Source organism: Caballeronia mineralivorans PML1(12) (assembly GCF_001028175.1).
Classification (GTDB): Bacteria; Pseudomonadota; Gammaproteobacteria; order Burkholderiales; family Burkholderiaceae; genus Caballeronia; species Caballeronia mineralivorans.
Genome location: NZ_AEJF01000165.1, coordinates 1 through 17000 on the forward strand (window position 1 = coordinate 1; position 17000 = coordinate 17000).

Annotated in this window: 12 protein-coding genes and 1 tRNA gene; 6 read left to right on the forward strand and 7 right to left on the reverse strand. The window is 57.1% G+C overall.

Features of this window, described 5'->3' with window-relative positions:
• Positions 1 to 709: 709 nt before the first annotated feature.
• Positions 710 to 2062 (forward strand): DGQHR domain-containing protein, encoded by a 1353-nt coding sequence (locus EOS_RS27365; protein WP_047895324.1) that lies wholly within the window; start codon positions 710 to 712, stop codon positions 2060 to 2062.
• A gap of 22 nt (positions 2063 to 2084) precedes the next feature.
• Here the strand turns inward: EOS_RS27365 and EOS_RS27370 are convergent, their stop codons facing one another.
• The 5 genes from EOS_RS27370 to EOS_RS27390 form a co-directional block, all read right to left on the reverse strand.
• Positions 2085 to 3629, reverse strand: a complete 1545-nt coding sequence (locus EOS_RS27370) for an FtsK/SpoIIIE domain-containing protein (RefSeq protein ID WP_053064070.1) — start codon at positions 3627 to 3629, stop codon at positions 2085 to 2087.
• On the reverse strand, positions 3626 to 5698 hold the full coding sequence (dndD, locus tag EOS_RS27375) for a DNA sulfur modification protein DndD (protein WP_047895325.1): 2073 nt from the start codon (positions 5696 to 5698) through the stop codon (positions 3626 to 3628). The genes EOS_RS27370 and dndD overlap by 4 nt, the downstream gene beginning before the upstream one ends.
• Positions 5699 to 5714: 16 nt before the next feature.
• The gene (locus EOS_RS27380) at positions 5715 to 5927 is read right to left on the reverse strand and encodes a DNA modification system-associated small protein (RefSeq protein WP_047895326.1); all 213 of its coding nucleotides are present in this window, start codon (positions 5925 to 5927) and stop codon (positions 5715 to 5717) included.
• Entirely contained in the window at positions 5917 to 7059 is a 1143-nt protein-coding gene (dndC, locus tag EOS_RS27385) for a DNA phosphorothioation system sulfurtransferase DndC (RefSeq protein ID WP_047895327.1), read from the reverse strand. Before dndC ends, EOS_RS27380 begins: the two co-directional genes overlap by 11 nt.
• A gap of 152 nt (positions 7060 to 7211) precedes the next feature.
• Positions 7212 to 7287 (reverse strand) — tRNA-Lys (locus tag EOS_RS27390).
• A 239-nt stretch (positions 7288 to 7526) separates the two neighbouring features.
• Between EOS_RS27390 and EOS_RS27395 the strand changes: the two genes are divergently transcribed.
• From EOS_RS27395 to EOS_RS27405, 3 genes are read left to right on the forward strand one after another with little or no spacing between them, the layout of a single operon-like run.
• Complete coding sequence (locus EOS_RS27395) at positions 7527 to 7931, forward strand: PaaI family thioesterase (protein WP_047895328.1); 405 nt, start codon at positions 7527 to 7529, stop codon at positions 7929 to 7931.
• A 17-nt stretch (positions 7932 to 7948) separates the two neighbouring features.
• Complete coding sequence (locus EOS_RS27400; protein WP_047895329.1) at positions 7949 to 8824, forward strand: patatin-like phospholipase family protein; 876 nt, start codon at positions 7949 to 7951, stop codon at positions 8822 to 8824.
• An 18-nt stretch (positions 8825 to 8842) separates the two neighbouring features.
• Positions 8843 to 9319, forward strand: coding sequence for an OsmC family protein (locus EOS_RS27405; protein WP_047895330.1), 477 nt, complete (start codon positions 8843 to 8845; stop codon positions 9317 to 9319).
• Here EOS_RS27405 and EOS_RS27410 read toward each other — a convergent pair whose 3' ends face one another.
• Positions 9320 to 10333: a D-2-hydroxyacid dehydrogenase family protein gene (locus EOS_RS27410; protein WP_047895394.1), complete on the reverse strand. Its 1014-nt coding sequence runs from the start codon at positions 10331 to 10333 to the stop codon at positions 9320 to 9322.
• A gap of 477 nt (positions 10334 to 10810) precedes the next feature.
• Here EOS_RS27410 and EOS_RS27415 point away from each other — a divergent pair, with 477 nt between their 5' ends.
• Together EOS_RS27415 and EOS_RS27420 are read left to right on the forward strand one after the other, a co-directional pair.
• The gene (locus tag EOS_RS27415; RefSeq protein WP_047895331.1) at positions 10811 to 12667 is read left to right on the forward strand and encodes a phosphoenolpyruvate carboxykinase (GTP); all 1857 of its coding nucleotides are present in this window, start codon (positions 10811 to 10813) and stop codon (positions 12665 to 12667) included.
• A gap of 327 nt (positions 12668 to 12994) precedes the next feature.
• The gene (locus EOS_RS27420; RefSeq protein ID WP_047895332.1) at positions 12995 to 14107 is read left to right on the forward strand and encodes a LysR family transcriptional regulator; all 1113 of its coding nucleotides are present in this window, start codon (positions 12995 to 12997) and stop codon (positions 14105 to 14107) included.
• A gap of 101 nt (positions 14108 to 14208) precedes the next feature.
• Here EOS_RS27420 and EOS_RS27425 read toward each other — a convergent pair whose 3' ends face one another.
• Positions 14209 to 16845 carry a DNA topoisomerase III gene (locus EOS_RS27425; protein ID WP_047895333.1) on the reverse strand — a complete coding sequence of 879 codons (2637 nt, stop codon included), beginning with the start codon at positions 16843 to 16845 and terminating at the stop codon, positions 14209 to 14211.
• Positions 16846 to 17000 lie beyond the last annotated feature (155 nt).

The window sequence follows — 17000 nt, forward strand, 5'->3', positions numbered from 1 at the left end:
CTAGAGACGATGCAATGCCTTGAGCGTGCGTGATATTGCAATATCCGTTATTACAGAAACGATGCAGCTCATTGGCATCGCATCTTTTCCAAGGCAAAATGGACGCCGTGGCGGGCATTACCTGCGTAGTCTGGTGTCTTTATGGCGAGGCAATCGGAGACTTGTAGCTTTGTTGGCGCTCAATTGCGCTTTTGGGCGACTGTGATGGACATCTTGGAGGCTAAATCGTGGGTCAATGGCTTTTGCTTTGGATAGAGATTGCTGAGTGTTGCGCTCTGATTGTGTCCTCTCCGACGGCGGTCTGCTATCTAATAGTCGCCCTTCTGCTCGGGGGCGGAATGGGTGCTTGGTTCCCACCGATACTTGGCCATTCCATTGGAAGTGATGCTTTGGGGACCTACGTTTTTGCCGTTCTATCTCCACTTTTCGCCGACATGCTTTTAGATTCGGAGGCGCTACTGCGAACGGTCAGCAAAGACATGCGAATAGTCCTCCTAATGATTTCAACGATTGCTGGCGTGCTGGCGCTTGTTGCGTTGGTAAGGGACGGGGGCATCGTGGCTTGGACATGTGGCGCCGGCGGAGTCGTTGTTTCGCTGTTCGTCTGGGTCTTGGCGATGGGTAAGACTGGGAGGTTTAAGACCGAGGATCCGCAAAGCGTCCTTGGCGGAGCCACTCCGAGCACACAAAACGTCAATGGATCTGGGTTATGAATACGACGTCTGTCAATGATGCAGTGATCCGTCGTCCGGCAATTCTCATTAATCAGCCTATGGGAAGTTTTTTTGTCTTCTCACTAGATGCCGAAACGCTCAATCATGTGGCGTACTCTCTACCGGCACGTGCTGAGGTCAAAATAAAGGGTGAGAGTTCCGATCAATCGGGATATGGGGTATTCGGTTCACAGCGTAAGGAGAGTTTGTCGCGCTTAGCTGAGATCGCGAAGTTCATTGCGACGAGCGACGCGACGTTTCCTAACGCCATAATTCTCGGTGCAAATTACGACGAGGACGGGAATTTGATCGTAGAGCCGGCCGAGCGATGGTCGGTCGAAAAGGGCGATTGTGGGTACGTTTTGTCTATCCCGAATGGAGGGCACCCTGTAGCGTCGATCATTGACGGGCAGCATCGTCTTCACGCCTTTCAGGAGCTTCCTCCCGGTGCGCCACAGCGGAAGATGGAATTGTTATGTGTCGTGTTCCTCGACCTGCCTACCGCGTACCATGCCTACGTATTTGCGACAATCAACTTCAATCAAAAAAAGGTCGATCGAAGTCTTGCGTACGAGCTGTTTGGCTTTGACGTAGAACAGCGCGAACCCAGTCTTTGGGCGCCCGAGACGCTTGCCGTCTACCTCGCCCGTGTATTAAACACCGAGCCGACTTCGCCATTTTTTCAACGCATCTCGCACGCGACCGACGCAAAAGCCCTTCTTGCGGCCCAGCCGGGCACCGAGGTCAACGTGAACAACTCGGAGGCAGCGGAGACAGCGGAGACAGCGGAGACAGCGGAGACAGCGGAGACAGCGGAGACAGCGGAGGCAGATGAAAATCGGCCTGTGATACGTGTTTCAATGGCGACAGTTGTTGATGGCATACTTCGCCTTATCTCACGCAAGCCTAAGGACGATCGCTACTTTATACGTAGACCGGAAAATTTGAAGTTGGGTAGGCGCTCGTTGCTTCCCGACGTTGGGTTGCCTCTCCGGGACTATTACTTAAAAGGAAACGATCGAGCGATCCTGGACATATTGAACCATTTCTTTGCAGCGGTCGAAGATGCGATCTGGAAGAACTCTTCACCCGACGCTTACATCAGAAAGACCGTTGGTGTGCAGGCCCTTTTTGATGTATTGCAGCGGCTCGTAACGCTTTCATCTATTAACGCAGTCAGCTTTTCGGAGAAGGCGTTGTTCGATTTGCTCACGGCTTGCAAGGATGTTGGACTTGACAGGTCGCGGTACCAAGCGTCTGGTATTGGCAGAACGGAGATACGCAACGACCTCATGACAGCGATAGAGCAAGCCATACGTGAGGGCATATGGCCTCCGCCAGAGCACTAGCGGTCCTTCCGCAAGCGAGTTGTTATGCGCGCATCGGTGCTCTCTGTCGGCGGACTTGCTCTTGCGCATCCGTGCGCGCAATGTAGACGCCGTGTACGCGAACAGGACTCGACCCGGTGGTCTTGATCAACATGTCACCTCGCCCTAGCAACGACTCTGCTCCCGTTTCATCGAGGATGATCGAGGATTCGCTTGCTTTTTGTACTGTCAATGCAATGCGGGCCGGAATGTTACTTCTAATCAAGCCAGAAAACGTCTTAGCATCGGGGCGCTGTGTTGCAAGGACTAGATGGATTCCAGCGGCTCGTGCTTTCTGTGCCAGGCGCACGATATGGGTTTCCACATCCCGGTTTTGCACGATTAGATCGGCGAGCTCTTCGATAAATACGACGATGAAAGGTAAGCGAATGCCTTTCGCTCTCGCCTCCGCAATACTAGATGCGCCCGCTTTAGCAAATTGAGCGTAGCGGCTTTCCATTTCCTGAACTAATGCCCGTATTTGATCGCGCGCCTTCGCCGCGTCGCTGACAACCGCGCCGCCATACAGGAATTCGCTGTCAGCGTAGACCGCGAACTCGACTTGCTTCGGATCGATTAGCGCCAATTGAAGGGTCGAGGGAGAGTGCTTCAGAAGCAGGGACAAGATCAGCGCATGGACGCAAACACTCTTTCCCATGCCGGTAGCGCCGCCGACCAGTACGTGAGGTGCGGATGCCAAATCGAATGAGAATGGCTTTCCCATTACATCGACACCTGGAAATACTGTCAACCGATTAGGGTCGTCCGGGGCGTCAGCGCACCATGCTTTCAGGTCGGAGAAGCCAGTGTTCTTCCACGTGTCGACTGGTCGCGGCACGTCGATGAAAACGGTTTTTGCCTCGTCGCCCGGCGAGACGCTAGGAAGCGCACCATTCAATCCAAGGACAAGTCCTAGGCGTTCGAGACCCCGCCTTAACTTATCGAATTGGTTGATATCTGGAAGTAGTATCTTGTAGCGCGTTACTCTTGGTCCGTGAGTATATCCACGGGCTTCCCCAGTAATTCCTATGTCGGAAAGTGCCTTGAGTAGCTCGCCACTAATGTCCGTACTTTCAGTCGGCTGCTTGACGCTAGGAACCGCACCTCCTCGCTCGGCAATTTCTGGCAAAGACGCACGGCGATTGATCAGTGTTTCCACAAAGCGATCATAGTCTTCGTTGGCCGCTAGCCAATCCTCCATTAAGAGGGAGGCTCCGCGATGCCAATGCGAACGAACTGCTGCTCTGAACGCATCGGAAGAATTGAGCGGTTTGTCGGCATGCCGCACGGCGTGTGTCACGATAAGTCCTACCCAAACCATGATGTCTTGGGTACTGAAAAGAATCTGCGCGGGAATTTCCAGTCCCTTTGCGTCCACACCCTCCTCAGGAAGCGCACCAAGCGCAAGCGAACGCCCGAGCGCTAAGCGAGCTACAGCGGCGCGCGTCGAAAGGCCGAGCCCATTCATCAATGCGTTCGTATAGCGATCGGCTTCCGCGCTCGTTCGATAGCGCGAACTCAACACTTGCGAGATGGAGAGATCACTCATTTGCGCCCTTTAGCAAAATATGCGTTTTCCTTGGCGGTTGTGCGGCCGATACCGTCGCCGACGTCCACGTGCTCAAGAAGGTAGCTCTTACAAACATTTGGCTGGATTTGCTTGTAAAACGAATGATCAATTTCCTCGTCCTGCGAAAGCAAAATTACCTGCTTGTTCGCATCGCTCGTCCAGAACTTGAGAATATTTGCACGATGCATACTGTCGAGTCGTCCCAACGGCGTGTCGACTACCATCGGAGCCCGAACGCCTGACACCTTAGCGAGTCCTGCAATTAAAGCCGTAGCAAAAATTTGGTTCTCGCCGGCCGATCTATCGACAGAAATTTCCTTCCCTGACTTGCCTAAGATAGTCGTGGTCCCATCGTCCAAGATCTCTATCTTGGCTACTAGATCCTTATGAGCCAGCGCTTTGTAGACCGTTGTCATTGCGGTCCCCAGCTGTTTTACCTTCAGCGGAAACAAGGCTGGGATAACCTCATCAAGTATGTTGCGTACGCGCTCAGACTTCTGGATCATTGCGCGAACAGGACTCGACTCGTCGAGCTTGCGACGTTCGCGCTGATATTCGGAGCGTTGGCTTGCGACGTTTGCCTCCAGTGACACCAATTTCCTATCACTGATTCTTGCGCTTTCAGAGATCTGATCCAACCTAGATTGGACCGCCTCAAGTTGCTGTTTCAGCGTAGCGAGAGTTCCATCGCGGTCTATCCCTTCGAGCCTTGAAACCTTACGACCGAGTTCGTCGATTCGTTTACTGAGACCTGACTGCTCGCCTAAAAGCTCTTGTACCTCTTGTTGTCCAAGAGGAATAGAGTCGAGAAAAGCTAGTGCTTCGTCTCGCATCGATCCTTGTAGATAGTCGTGAATGATCTCCGCTGCGGCATCGGCTGGCGGCGGGTAAAATAAACTCGCCCATGCAGCTTCCAGCCGCGACCTGATGCATTGGACTTGGCTATCTGATAGAGGGGGCGCGAATTCGGGAGACGTTTCCTCGAGGAACGCTCGTTCGAATTGCGCTTTGCGAGGTTCAAGAGCTTTCTTCTCGTTCTCCCAAGAAAACCATCGGATTTCCGCCTCAAGTTGACCTTTGAAACTCGACATAAGGTCTTTTGTGACTAGATGAAACGGAAGCCTTCCAGCCAACACTTCTTCGATCTTTTTGAGGCAATCCTTTCGCTTATTGCGGAGTTGTTCACGCTCTTCAACGAGGTCTTTGACGGTCGCAATGTCGCCGCCGCCGCCGCCAGCAGCCGTGATTCGTCCAATCAGTGCCTGCCTTTCGGCACGTAGGCGGTTCGTCTCATCTTCCCAGGCTTTCGCCTCGATGCTGATTGTGTTCAGTTGATCTTCGTTGCGCGTTAGCTCGTCCAGAACCCGGCTTAGTTTCTCTTCATTTACCGAGGTTACGTCGCCGCGCTTTGTTGCTTCAAAGTTTTTCAGTCGATCTGCAAGAGTTCGCAGAAGCACGACGCCAAGCAAACCCTCAAGCCCCTGCTTGACCTGTTCGACGCGCGATTGATCGGCTAATTTTTTGACTTCCTCACCGTCGAAAAAGAAAAATGGTGCGACGTGCGCAGGAACAAATATCTCGTCTAAAAAATCGGCCAAATGGAAGCCATTTTTCCCGTCAACTCGCGGTGACTCGGGGATGTCGCGGATAACGCTCCGAACAATTGCTTCTTCGTCCGCGGCCCAGCTCCCATTGCTACGGAAGTACCATTTGCGCGTGATATCGACCGCTTTAGTTTTCGTCCGATGCACAACTACACGAACCGTCATCGTGTCGCGGCTATCGCGCTTCGCTTCCCCATTGAACGCTCGTTCCAGGAACGTTGGATAGCCACGCGTATCGTCGGAATTTAGCCCTGCGCGGGCTAAATGAACAAGCGCGTCTTTACCGTACAGGCAGAGATAAAGGGCCTCCAGAATTGACGTTTTGCCATAGCCGTTAAATCCACCAATTAGGACGAGGTTTCGTCCATCGGCGGGAGCTGGAAATTCGAAAACCTGATGCTGATACGATTTAAAGTTTGTTAACTCAATGCGTGAAATCCACATACTTGGCCCGATATTTTTATTCGACGCGCCCGAGAATTTCCTCGATGCGTAAATTTATCCCGTGTGCTCGTTCTTGGTGTTGCCGTTCACGCTGGAGCATCACTAGCTCCGTAATGACGTCAACTGATATGCCATGCTTTAGGCTTATCTCTTCTAATATTTTTTGCGCCTCATCTTCCGACCAAAGCGGAAGATCGCTCAGATAGATCTCGTCAACATTAAAGTCCATTCGCTGCACCCGTTTCTTGTTGGAGGTCTTTTGCCCAAATCTCGTGGATAAGATCTAGTTCGGCATCGGAAATCAGTTTGCTGCCGAACTCCGTTTGCGTGCTCAAAAGTTTCTCCAAGATCTCCTTACGGGCCTGGATAGTGAATGGACCTGGAATGTGCCTACCCGTCAGATCGAAGGTAAGTCTGCCATTCCGCCGCACGGCTTGCCTCCTTTCCGGGTCGTTGCGAATTGACTTCAACCAATCTCGGAAATCGACCAATGGCCGATATTGGTGATTTCCGGAGTCAATATAACCTTGAAGGCTCCGATCTTTCTCGACAACCGTGCAGGTCCAGCATCCAAAGCGGCTGTTCGAGGTTCCGCAGCCAGGGGCCTCTTCCTTGCTAAGCACGACGGGACATTCACCGCCTTCCGCATCTCTATACAATTTGAAAAGAGCGCCGTGGCTCCCCCCCCATGGGGCGTGAAACGTCCCTAGCGTTTCCCAAACCTCATCGGTCGTCATATCGACGATCGGGCGGTAAATATAGGCGCCGGATATTTCGCTATGTTCGTTTAACCGCGAGGCACGCAAGTTTTTGTGCGCGTCGATCGTTTGTTGCCGTTTGTTACTTTCTGCGCGACGAACTCCGAGGACCACGATTGCAGCGCCGAAGTTCGATATGTGTTTCTTGATGTACCCGCTTGTTGGCATTATTTTTAGGCGGTCGGTACACCAACGCATTGACTGGTTCGGGCTTGGATAACCTTTTCCGATTAGCAGGGTCCAAAACGTTTTGTCTAGGTCAGGATGTGTGCGGGCGACCGTGATTGGAAGATCAAGGTCCTCAGCAGCTTGCCGAATCTTGGATGTCACTTCGTCTAAGTGCAGCATTACAAATGGACTTTCCACTTGCGTATCGTTTGAGACGATATGGACTTCGCGGTTCCGTGCGGACGGCGGGACCGACAGTAGCGCCTCAAACACAGCGTGGGCCACTAAGGTGGAGTCTTTGCCGCCTGAGAAGCCAATGATCCAAGGGAAATGCTGTGTTTCGGAAAGATATTCTTCCCGGACTTCGCTGACTACGGACTGCCAGCGAACGACAACGTCGTCAGAGTTCAGAACTTCTAGTTCAATGCTGCTCATATGACCTGTTCCCGCATTTGGTGGCACGAATTCGGCTTCGAGGATTATACGTTGGCCGAGCGTAACGCCTATGTCCTCCGGTTTGCAACAGGAAATGAACCGGACAAGAAAAAGGCCGGTCAGCGCAAGCTTGACCGGCCTTCTGAAATACTTGGTGGGGCGTGACAGATTCGAACTGTCGACCTACGGATTAAGAGTCCGCTGCTCTACCAGCTGAGCTAACGCCCCGGAAAAACTGAATCCGAATTATAGCGACGTTTTCGCAGATCATGCAACCGTGCGGAACAGAAAATCCTAAAATACCGTCTCGATGACGCGTGAAAGCCGCGCGGCACATGGGGGAACCGTGCGTTAGCGATCCCAAAAAGCGGCGCCCAGGGGGAAGCCGGTAGCCGTTATCATGACGCTCACGCGGCGAACGGCCGTGCTTTAACGTCAATGAATCAACGTCAAAAAGTCATCCGCCCATGGACGAATCCACCATCCGCGCTTTGCTGGACACCACTTTCGCGCCGTGGATCCGCGATCTGGGCCTGGCACTGGAAAGCTCTACCGATACCAGCGTCACCTTGCGCCTTCCTCACGCGGACAAACTCCGCCATGCGGGCGGCGTGATCTGCGGCCAGGTTTTCATGGCCGCCGCGGACACAGCCATGATCGTCGCCATTTCGCACGCGCTCGGCGGTTTCCAGCCGATGACCACCGTTTCGCTCACGACAAGCTTTCTACGCCCGGTGAAAGCCGGCGATGTCCTCGTGAGCGCTTCCATCCTGCGCCGTGGCCGCAACCTGATCTTCGGCGACATCGAACTCCACGACGAAGCCGGCGCGCTCGCCGCGCACGCCACCACCACGGTCATGCTCCTCGCCTAAGGCCAAACACCACACCTATGTTCGATCAAGTCGTATTCGCCGGCGGCGGCAACCGCTGCTGGTGGCAAGCCGGTTTCTGGGACGTTGTCCAGCCGGAACTCAAGCTGCGCCCGCGTGTGATCACCAGCATCTCGGCCGGCGCGGCCACCGCCTGCATGCTGTACATGAACCACTCCGAATGGGTGATGGACTACTACGCGCACGTGCTGCGCGACAACTCGAAGAACGCGTACTGGAGCAATTTGTTGCGCGGCGAATCGGTGTTTCCGCACTATCGGATCTATCGTCAGGCTTTGCTCGACATCTACGGCGCCGAGTTTGCGACGCTGCAAAACGCGCCGGAAATTCGTATCGGCGTATCGCATTTGCCGCGTTGGCTCGGCGCACGCAGCGCGGTGGCGGCGGGGCTGATCGCCTATAACATCGAAAAGTATCTGCGCAAGAAGCTGCATCCCACGCTCGGTCAGGCGCTCGGTTTTCATCCGGAATTCGTGAAGGCGCAAGAGTGTGCGACCGTCGAAGATCTCGCCGATCTGATCCTGCAGTCGTCGTGTACGCCGCCCTTCACGCCGGTGATGCGCCGACACGGCCGGCCCGTGCTTGATGGCGGAATGGTCGACAATGTGCCGGTCGGCGCGCTGGATGCATCGCCAGGACTGGTGCTCGTGATGGTGACGCGCATGTATCCGCGGCCGCAGATGTTTGTCGTGGAGCACGGTGCGAACCGCGACCAGCGCCGCGTGTATGTGCAGCCATCGCGCAAGGTGCCAATCTCAGCGTGGGATTACACGAGTCCGTCGCAGATGCGGCCCGCGTACGACCTCGGCCGAACAGACGGCGAGCAATTCCTGACGCGCTTGCCCGATCTGCTCAGCGCCGCCGCGCATCTTTAAATAGGGAGTCTTGAACCGATGGTCAAACATCACAAATACACGCTGCAAGTTGTCTGGACGGGCGATCAGGGTTCGGGCACCTCGCGCTACGACGCCTACTCCCGCGACCATCTGGTGCGGGCAGTGAACAAACCGGCCATCGAAGCCTCGAGCGATCCGGCGTTCCGCGGCGACGCCACGCGCCACAATCCGGAGGAATTGTTCGTCGCGTCGCTCTCGTCGTGTCACATGCTCTGGTACCTGCACCTGTGCGCCGTCAACGGCATTGTGGTGACGGGGTATGTGGACGACCCCGTCGGCACGATGGAGGAAACGGTGCAGGGAAGCGGCCGTTTCACCGATGTCCTCCTGCGCCCGCAAGTGCGCATCGGCGCGGGCGGCGACGTGAAGCTGGCCGAGCGTCTGCACGAGGAAGCGCATAAGTTCTGCTTCATCGCGAACTCGGTCAACTTCCCCGTCCGATGCGAGCCATCCACCGATATTTCCACCCTCTGACTACCGCCGCCGTCCGCCCACCAGCGCTTCCGGATTGGCGACGCTCGACGTATCGCCCGCATCGAAGGCGAGGATGTTCTTGAACGCCGCCGTGAAATAGAGCTCGTAGCTTTCGCGCTCCACATAACCAATGTGCGGCGTGCAAATGACGTTTTCCATGCGCAGCAGGCTATAGCCCTGCAGGATCGGCTCGCTTTCGAACACGTCAATGGCAACCATCCCCGGCCGGTTGTGATGCAGCGCGTTGAGCAGCGCATTTTCCTCGAGCAACTCGGCGCGGCTCGTGTTCACAAACAACGCAGTCGGCTTCATGCGCATCAGGTCGGCCGCCGTGACGATACCCCGCGTGTCGTCGTTCAGCCGCAGATGCAGCGACAGCACATCGCTGCGTTCGAACAGCGCCTCGCGGCTTTCGGCGACATCCAGACCGTCCGCCCGCGCGGCGGCCTGCGAATGCTCCCGTCCCCAGATCAGCACTTTCATGCCGAACGCCTTGCCGTAACCGGCGAGCAACTGGCCGATTTTCCCGTAGCCCCAGATCCCGAGCGTCTGGCCGCGAAGCACCTGGCCCAGGCCAAAATTCGGCGGCAACGCGGAGGTTTTCAGACCCGATTGCTGCCACGCGCCTTGCTTCAGGTTCGCGACGTACTGCGGAATCCGGCGTTGCGCGGCCATGATCAGCGCCCACGTCAGCTCGGCCGGCGCGATCGGCGAACCGGTGCCTTCGAGCACGGCAATTCCGCGTTCGGTACAGGCTTCGAGTTCTATATGGCCGCCCGCCTTGCCGGTCTGGCTGATCATGCGCAGCCGGGGCAGTTTATCGAGCAGCTGGGAGCTGATCCGGGTGCGCTCGCGGATCAACACCAAGGCTTCGACTTCCGAGAGTCTGCTAGCCAACTGTCCGAGCCCGCGCACGGTGTTATTGAATACTTTCACCTCGTGATCGGCGAGAAGACTGAAGCAATCGAGCTTGCGAACGGCGTCTTGATAGTCGTCCAGGATGGCAATTTTGATTGGCATGGATTGGCTTTTGATAGGCATCAAACGTGCTGCAGAAATTCGAAGATGGACAGGGATCGATGTGCTAAGTTCGGGTAATTACGTATAAATTCGCCGAAATAAGGGCATCGCCTCGCGTTAAGCTGCTGGTGTATCCGACGAATTTACCGGTCGCCGGATACGTAATGGAAAGAATATCGAATGCGGAATGCGGCAGTTTAGCCATTCACGCGTCGCTAGCGCCGGAAAACCGGCAACGACGGAGACAACCCTATCTCTTTTTAACAGTTTGTTCCGTGCCGACGCAAGCCGCGATTCAGACGGCAGTCGCCACCAGACTAGTCAACTCCCGACGCATGCCTTGTTTTTGTGTCGCCGTCTGCCACGTGAGTGAGTCCGTGCAGTCAATCATCAGGCGACCGGAATGCGCCTCTCGCGAGCAGCGCCGGCGGGTTGCAAACCGTTTTCTCATCTAAGAACGGAGTGTGCTCGATGAACCAGCCCGCAGTAGTAGATCAAAATGTGGTGGCCGACGACAGCGATGTGCCGGCGCACGTGAAGAATCAAAAACTCATCGACTGGGTCCAGCGGGTCGCCGCGCTGACGAAACCGGACCGGATCGAATGGTGTGACGGATCGGAGGAGGAATACGACCGCTTGTCCCAGCAGATGGTCGAGGCCGGCACGCTCAAACGCCTGAATCCCGCCAAACGGCCGAATTCCTATCTCGCCTGCTCAGACCCGTCCGATGTCGCACGTGTGGAAGATCGCACGTTCATCTGCTCGGCCCGCCCGGAGCAAGCCGGTCCGACGAACAACTGGATCGATCCGAAGGAAATGCGTCTCACGCTGGACGGTCTTTTCGACGGCTGCATGCGCGGGCGCACGATGTTCGTCGTTCCGTTTTCGATGGGGCCGCTCGGTTCGCCGATCGCGCATATCGGCGTGGAACTGACCGATAGTCCGTACGTGGTGATCAATATGCGCATCATGACGCGCATGGGCCGCGCGGTGTACGACGTGCTGGGTGCGGGCGGCGAGTTCGTGCCGTGCGTGCATTCGGTTGGCGCGCCTCTATCGGTGGGGCAGAAGGACGTGCCGTGGCCCTGCAACGACACGAAGTACATCGTCCATTTCCCCGAAAGCCGCGAGATCTGGAGTTTCGGTTCGGGCTACGGCGGCAACGCGCTGCTCGGCAAGAAATGTTTCGCGCTGCGGATCGCATCGACCATGGGACGCAACGAAGGCTGGCTCGCCGAACACATGCTGATTCTCGGCGTGAGCTCGCCGGAAGGGCGCAAATATCACGTCGCGGCGGCGTTTCCGTCGGCGTGCGGCAAGACCAACTTCGCCATGCTGATCCCGCCGCAGGATATGTCGGGCTGGAAGGTTTCCACGATCGGCGACGACATTGCCTGGATCAAGCCGGGCCGTGACGGCCGGCTCTACGCGATCAACCCGGAAGCGGGCTATTTCGGCGTGGCCCCGGGCACGAGCGAGAAGACCAACTTCAACGCCATGGCGACACTCAAGGAAAACGTGATCTTCACGAACGTGGCGCTCACCGACGAGGGCGACGTCTGGTGGGAAGGCATGACGGACACGCCGCCGGCACATTTGATCGACTGGCAGGGCAATGACTGGACGCCTGACTCTGGCAAAAAGGCGGCGCATCCGAACGCGCGTTTCACGGCGCCGGCCGCGCAATGTCCGTCTATCGACGCCGATTGGGAGAATCCCGCGGGCGTGGCTATCGATGCGTTCATCTTCGGCGGCCGCCGTTCGGACACCGTGCCGCTCGTGACCGAGGCGCGCAACTGGAACGAGGGCGTCTACATGGCCGCGACGATGGGCTCGGAAACCACGGCGGCCGCGTCCGGCCAGCAAGGTGTGGTCAGGCGTGACCCGTTCGCGATGCTGCCATTCTGCGGCTACAACATGAGCGACTATTTCGGCCACTGGCTGAAAGTGGGCGAGCGGCTGGAGCAACTCGACGCCAGGCTGCCGAAATTCTTCTGCGTGAACTGGTTCCGCAAGGGCACGGACGGCAAGTTCGTGTGGCCGGGTTTCGGCGACAACATGCGCGTGCTGAGCTGGATGATCGGGCGCATCGAAGGCACCGCGCAGGGCGAGCAACACGCGTTCGGGCTCTCGCCGCGCTTTGAGGACATCGACTGGGGCGCGCTCGATTTCACCCGCGAGCAGTTCGAACGCGTCATTTCCGTGCAGGACTCGGCATGGCGCGAAGAACTTGAATTACACGATGAGTTGTTCACCAAACTCGCGCAAGGATTGCCCACGGAGCTTGCAGAGACGAAAGCCGAAATCGAAAAACGGCTCGTGGCTTAACTTTTTTATTAAGTCTGATTAGTGACGGAAGTCGACATAATCGATTAAATAAGGGCCGCATTAGCGGCCCTTATGCATTTCCCGCTGTACTGCGTCAAAATTGCGTCAGCCAGCTTTTCAGAATTAAGACGACCATCCATTAATATTCACATCGTTCCGATATCAGCAACAATGCGGCGCCTTTTACCTTACCGATTGGTAAAGCAGAAAACTTTCGTCGAAAAATGTCACTTTTCTGGCAACTTCTGCACGAAAACGCGAGTCCTAGGATAATTCCGAATTGCTTCTCGAATTTTAAAGAGGCCGTCTAGCAGCAGGAGTTGTCTCATGGATCATTTGCAGTCGATGAAAGTATTCGTCCGAGTGGCGGATCTCGGCAGTTTTGCCCGCGCAGCCGGCGCAATGGATATCTCGAATGCAGTGGCGACGCGTCATATCGCCGACCTGGAAGGGCGTCTTGGCACCCGTTTGCTCAACCGGACCACGCGCAGCTTGTCGTTGACCGAGTCCGGCCAGGTGTATCTGGAGCGCGCCCGGCAGATCCTCGATGAGCTCGAGGACGTCGAACAAATGGTGGTTGCACGTAACCACGAGCCGGTTGGATCGCTACGAATTGTCGCACCCGTCGTGTTCGGTCTGCACAATCTCGCGCCCGTGCTGCAGACGTACACGGAACGTTATCCGAAAGTCATTCCCGACGTCACGCTGGTCGATCGCCAAGTCGATCTGGTGGAAGAGGGTTTCGACGTGGGCATTGTGATCGCGCGCCAGATGCGCAGTGCGAGCATTGTTACGCGGCGCCTCACGACCGGTTGCCTGACCGTGTGCGCCACGCCCGGGTATCTCGAGAAACATGGCGTGCCAACGCGGCCGGAAGACCTGGCCGAACATCCGTCGCTGAGCTTGCCGTCGGAATATTTCGGCGATGAACGCGTGTTCACGGGTCCGGATGGCGAAGTGCGCGTGCGCCCGACGAACGTGATCGTCGCGAACAATACCGAGATGCTGCGCCAGTTCGCGCTGCTCGGCATGGGCATCGCGATCCTGCCGAGTTATCTGATTGGCAACGACACCACGCGCGGCAAGCTGGTGCGGCTGCTGAGTGATTATCAACTGCCGCAGGTCGAGATCAACGTTGCCTATCCGAGCCGGCGGCACTTGCCGGCGAAGGTGCGCACGTTCATCGACCACCTCGTCGAGCATTTCAGCCAGACGCCGAATCATCAGCTTGGCGAGCAGTGGGTGAAGGACGGTTTCGTCAAGCCGGGACTGCCGGCAATCAATGGACACGATTCCGAGCCGCTGGTCGCCCACGCGGCCTATGCGGAGGCGGAGGGCGGTTCACGATTCGAAGCGCCTCCCGCCGATGACGACAAGCTCGGCAGCAAGCCGTCGAAGTCGCGCACGCGTTCGCCGCTGGCCATGCCTTCGCCGTTTTGATGGCGGCCGCCGTGGTGCCGCGGCCGCGCGCAGTTGAACGAAAAAAAGCCGCTCGATATGAGCGGCTTTTTTAATGATGCGAGCTTCTGAACGACTGAAGCCTAGCCCGCTTTCCGAGCTGGCGCTTTCTTGGCCGCCACCTTCTTCGCCGGCGCTTTCTTAGCCGCCGCCTTCACCGTCGTTTTCTTCGCCGCCACGGCCACGTCGCCGTCACCGTCGTCGTCCACTTCAGGCGCCGCTACCGCACCGCGCTTAACGGCCGGCTTCGCACCGGGCTTTGGCTCTTTCTTCTCGAATTCGAAACCGATCTTGCCGTCCGGTTGCTTCACGAGAAACGCCTTGAAGTTCCGGCCCGTGCGCGACGACTTGAAGCCCGTCAGCAAATCCGTGCGGCCTTCTTCGAGCAACTTCGACATCTGCTCGCGCGACATTTCCTGTTGCAAGATCACTTTGCCAGAACGGAAATCGCAGGTCTTCGGATTCGCGACCGAGTTCTCGCAGACATAACTCATGCCGTGCTCGTACACGCGCGACTGACACTTCGGGCACGCACCAACCGGCGTCTGCTCCGAGAAGTCCGGCGGTTCTCCGTCTTCACCGCCCGAATCCTGACCGAAGTCGAATTCCAGCTTGAAGTTCTTGATTTCGTCGTCGAAGGAAAGCTTCAGGATCGCGGAAAACGGCCGGCCCATTTTGCTGCGGAAACCCGACAGCGGCCCGATTGTCTTGTCCTTGATCAACTGCTCGACTTCGGGAATTTCGAACTGCCGTCCGCCTGGAATCTTCGAAATCGAGAACTCGCATTTCGTACAAGCGAAGCGCCGATAATTCTCCTTCACCTGACTGCCGCAATTCGGACACGGCGTTTCGAGCGTCGAATAATCGCCGGGGATGGTGTCGGAGTCGTATTCCTTCGCGCGCTTGACGATGGTCTGCGTCATGCGCGCGATTTCCTGCATGAACTCGTCGCGCGGGAGCTTGCCGCGTTCCATCTGCGACAGCTTGTGCTCCCATTCGCCGGTCAGCTCCGGCGCCGTCAATTCCTCTACGCCCAGACCGCGCAGCAAGGTCATCAACTGGAACGCCTTCGCCGTCGGAATCAGCTCGCGACCTTCGCGCACCATATACTTCTCGCCGAGCAGCCCTTCGATCACCGCCGCGCGCGTAGCCGGCGTGCCCAGACCCTTCGCGGCCATCGCCTCGCGAAATTCCTCGTCTTCGATCAGCTTGCCCGCGCCTTCCATGGCCGAGAGCAACGATGCTTCGTTGTAGCGTGCCGGCGGTTTCGTTACGAGACCGTGCGCCGCGACCTTCTCGACATCGACCTTCTCGTCCTTCTGAACCTGCACGAGATTGGCGTCTTCACCGCTCACTTCCTTGCCGTAGACCTGCATCCAGCCCGGTTCGACCAGCACCTTGCCTTCAGTCTTGAAATGATGGCCGGCGACTTCGGTGATTCGCGTGGTGACCAGGAATTCGGCCGCCGGGAAAAACACCGCGAGGAAGCGCTTCACGACGAGGTCGTACAGCTTCTGCTCGGGCTCGGACAACGCCTTCGGCGCCTGCAGGGTCGGGATGATGGCGAAGTGATCGCTGATCTTCGAGTTATCGAAGATGCGCTTGTTCGGCTTCACCCAGCCTTTGTCCAGGACCTGCTTCGCGTGCGGCAGATAGTTGTTGCTCTCCTTGAGCATCGCGAGCGTGTCTTTCACCGTCGAGATGTAATCCTCGGGCAGCGCGCGGGCGTCGGTACGCGGGTACGTGAGCACCTTGTGCTTTTCATACAGCGCCTGAGCCAGGCCGAGCGTGTTCTTGGCCGAAAAACCAAAGCGGCCGTTGGCCTCGCGCTGCAAGCTCGTCAAGTCGAACAACAGCGGCGACATTTGCGTGGACGGTTTCGCTTCTTCCGTGACCGTACCGGTCTTGCCACGACAGGCTGCAACGACCGTTTCGGCCGCCGGCAGGCTCCAGAGCCGCGAATCGCGTTGCTCGGGATCGCCTTCGACGCGCTTGAATTTCGGGTCGAACCAACGGCCTTCGTAAATCCCCTTCGCCGCGATAAATTCCGCGCGCACTTCCCAATAATCGCGCGGCACGAAACGACGAATCTTTTCCTCGCGTTCCACGACGATAGACAACGTTGGCGTCTGAACGCGGCCAACGGTGGTCAGGAAGAAACCCCCGCCCTTGCTGTTGAACGCGGTCATCGCACGCGTGCCGTTGATGCCCACGAGCCAGTCGGCTTCCGAGCGGCAGCGCGCGGCATCGGCGAGTGGCTGCATGTCCGCGTCGCTGCGCAGATTCGCGAAACCGTCGCGGATGGAGCCGGCGGTCATCGACTGGAGCCAGAGGCGTTGCACCGGCTGCTTGGCTTTCGCGTGCTGCGCGATCAGGCGAAAAATCAGCTCGCCTTCGCGCCCCGCGTCACAGGCGTTGATCAGACGATCGACGTCCTTGCGCTTGAGCAGCTTGGTGAGCACTTTGAGCCGCGATTCGCTTTTCGCGATCGGATTCAGGTCGAAATGCGGCGGAATGACGGGCAAATTGGCGAAACTCCACTTGCCGCGCTTGACCTCGTATTCTTCGGGCGCAGCGATTTCGAGCAAGTGGCCGACAGCCGACGACAGCACGTAGTCTTCGCTTTCGTAATACTCGTCATGCTTGGTGAAGCCGCCCAAAGCGCGCGCGATGTCGTTCGCGACAGAAGGCTTTTCAGCGATGATCAGGGCTTTGGACATGACTCGATTCTAGTTAGGGACTGGCATGAGGCCGGGTTTGGGTGGCTCGCGCCGCCACGGTTCGGACCCGTTAACGTCCGCTTTATAGCATATGGCGTGCGGCGCGCGGTCTGGCATTTGATGAAACGCGGGATGCCGAACGGTGAATGTGAGCG